This window comes from Aeromonas bestiarum (assembly GCF_000819745.1).
GTDB lineage: Bacteria > Pseudomonadota > Gammaproteobacteria > Enterobacterales > Aeromonadaceae > Aeromonas > Aeromonas bestiarum.
The window spans coordinates 126959-129834 of sequence record NZ_CDDA01000023.1; the positions used below are offsets into that span (position 1 = coordinate 126959).

The window sequence follows — 2876 nt, forward strand, 5'->3', positions numbered from 1 at the left end:
GGTGTGGCTCGCCCGCCTGCAGCAGCACTATGCCAAACTGGTGTGGCTCAACCCTGTCCCGCGCCGGGAGTGGCTCTGGCACCCCTCCATCAAGTTGATGAATGAACTGGTTGGCGGGCGCATGCATCCGCTGACTCTGGCCGGTCTCGCCGCGGCGATCGATCAGCTGTAATGACCTCTCTACCCTAAAAAGCCAACAAGCCGGGAACGAACCCGGCCAGGAGCAAAGATGACTTCTATCGTGATCAGTGGATCAGGCCTCTATACCCCGCCTTTTGCCGTCAGCAACGAAGCGCTGGTGGCCGCCTTCAACCAGTATGTGGATCTCTACAACGAGGAGAATGCCTCCGCCATCGATGCGGGCCAGCTTCCCGCCAAGCAGCATTCGAGCTGCGAGTTCATCGAGAAGGCCTCCGGCATCAAGAGCCGTTATCTGGTGAGCAAGGAGGGGGTGCTGGATCCGGACATCATGCAGCCGCTCATGGCAGAGCGCCCGGATGACAAACCTTCCATCATGGTGGAGATGGCGGTGGCCGCCGCCGAGCAGGCGCTGATCGCCGCCGGTCGCGAGCCGGGGGAAATCGATCTGGTCATAGTCGCCGCCTCCAATATGCCGCGCCCCTATCCGGCGCTCTCCATCGAGCTGCAGCACTACCTGGGGGCGGGCGGCATGGCCTTTGACATGAACGTGGCCTGCTCGTCCGCCACCTTCGGCATCAAGACGGCCGCAGACATGCTGGCGGCCGGCAGCGCCACACTGGCGCTGGTGGTGAACCCGGAGATCTGCTCGGGCCACCTCAACTTTCGCGATCGGGATAGCCATTTTATCTTCGGCGATGCCTGCACCGCCGTGCTGCTGGAGCGGGAGGCCGATTGCAAGGTGGCCAACCCCTGGCAACTGGTGGCCAGCAAGCTGGTGACCCAGTACTCCAACAACATTCGCAACAACTTCGGCTTCCTGAACCGGCTCAGTCCGCGCACCCGTTATGGCGATGACAAGCTGTTTTGCCAGCAGGGGCGCAAGGTGTTCAAGGAGGTGCTGCCGCTGGTGTGCGATCAGATAGCCGGCCAGCTCGACGAGCAGGGCTGGCCGGCGGATACCCTGAGCCGGCTCTGGCTGCATCAGGCCAACCTCACCATGAACCAGTTCATCGGCCGCAAGCTGCTGGGTTACGATGCCAGCCAGCAGGAGGCGCCGGTGATCCTCGACAGTTACGGCAACACCAGCTCGGCGGGTTCCATTATCGCGTTCCATCTGTACAATCGCGACCTTCCTGCGGGGGCCCGCGGCGTGCTCTGCTCGTTTGGCGCCGGCTATTCGATAGGGAGCCTGCTGCTGCGGCGCCTGTGAGGGGCGGGGGCATATCCCCGCCGTCATAACAATAAACAGCGGTCAGGGTGGAATCATGCAGAAAATCACGGGGCGCTGCGCCCTGCACTACGGGGTGACGCTGTCGCTCTTTTGCCTTTACGGGTTGCAGGTCTGTCCGTTTCTGGAGAGCCTGACCCTGCCCCAGCTGCTGGGGCCCACCCTGCTGGTCTTCGCCATCATGTTCGCCGTGCGCGATCGGGTGTTGCACCGACTGGTGCTGCCCGGCAGCGGGCTCGGTGGCTTCGGACTGGAGGTGGGCTTCTACCTGCTGGGGGCCCTGCTGCTCTCGGGCTACAACGGCCTCATGTACAATTTTCCGCTGGAGAGTCACCTCAAGATCCTGCTGGGAATGAGCACCCTGGGCTTTCTGGTGGCGGCGGATCTGTCGCTGGTGCGGGACTGGAACCTAGCCAAGCTGCGGGAGCATCAGGGCTCGCTGGTGCTGACCCGGCCGCTGGCCATGCCGGTCTCCCGCAAGTTCTCCCTGTTTACCTTCACCACGCTCGCCCTGCTGGGGGGCGTCTTCTTCCTGCTGTTCAACAAGGATCTGGAGTGGCTGGCGACGGTGGACAGAAGCCTGTCGCGGCTCGATGCCCAGCACTACATATTGCTGGAAATCGCCTTCGTGATGGCGGTGACCTTCTGTTACCTCTGGCTCATCATTCGTGGCTATGGCCGCAATCTGACCCTCTCCCTGATGCACCAGACGCGCACCATGGCACAGGTGCAGTGCGGCGATCTGGATGCGCGGGTGCCGGTGACCCGGGATGATGAATTCGGCCTGATCGCCGCCAGCACCAACCAGATGATCGGCGAGCTGAAGGCGCGCAGCGACGAGCTCAACCTGACCCGGGACGTGGCCATCCTCGGCCTCGCCTCGCTGGCGGAGACCCGGGACAACGAGACAGGCGCCCACATCATCCGTACCCAGCACTACGTCAAGGTGTTGGCCGAACACCTGAGCCGCCACGACGCCGAGCGTTATCCCCTCGACGACGCCACCATAGACCTGCTGTTCAAGTCGGCGCCGCTGCACGACGTGGGCAAGGTGGGCATTCCCGATGCGATCCTGCTCAAGCCGGGCAAGCTGACCGACGAAGAGTTCGCCATCATGAAGCGCCATCCCCAGATAGGGGCCGATGCGCTGGCCAGCGCCGAGGCCCAGCTCGGTTCCAACTCCTTCCTGCGACTGGCCCGCGAAATCTCCCTCACCCATCATGAGAAGTGGGATGGCAGCGGTTATCCGGCCGGCCTGACGGGGGAGGCGATCCCGCTCTCGGGCCGCTTGATGGCGGTGGCGGATGTCTACGATGCCCTCATCTCGAAACGGGTCTACAAGCCCGCCTTCACCCACGACGAGGCGAAAGCCATCATAGTGCAGGGGCGCGGCAGCCATTTCGATCCCGGCATGGTCGATGCCTTCCTCGCCTGCGAGGGGGCTTTCAGGCAGATTGCCGCCGAGCACAGGGATCAGGAGTGATAAAAAAGGCTCTGTCCCAGTTAT

2 protein-coding genes are annotated in these 2876 nt (G+C 63.1%); both read left to right on the forward strand.

All coding sequences use genetic code 11. From position 1 onward, the window contains the following. The first annotated feature begins 229 nt into the window (after positions 1-229). Positions 230-1351: a beta-ketoacyl-ACP synthase III gene (locus tag BN1118_RS12645; RefSeq protein ID WP_043556411.1), complete on the forward strand. Its 1122-nt coding sequence runs from the start codon at positions 230-232 to the stop codon at positions 1349-1351. A gap of 55 nt (positions 1352-1406) precedes the next feature. Next, positions 1407-2852 (forward strand): HD domain-containing phosphohydrolase, encoded by a 1446-nt coding sequence (locus BN1118_RS12650; RefSeq protein WP_043556412.1) that lies wholly within the window; start codon positions 1407-1409, stop codon positions 2850-2852. Positions 2853-2876 lie beyond the last annotated feature (24 nt).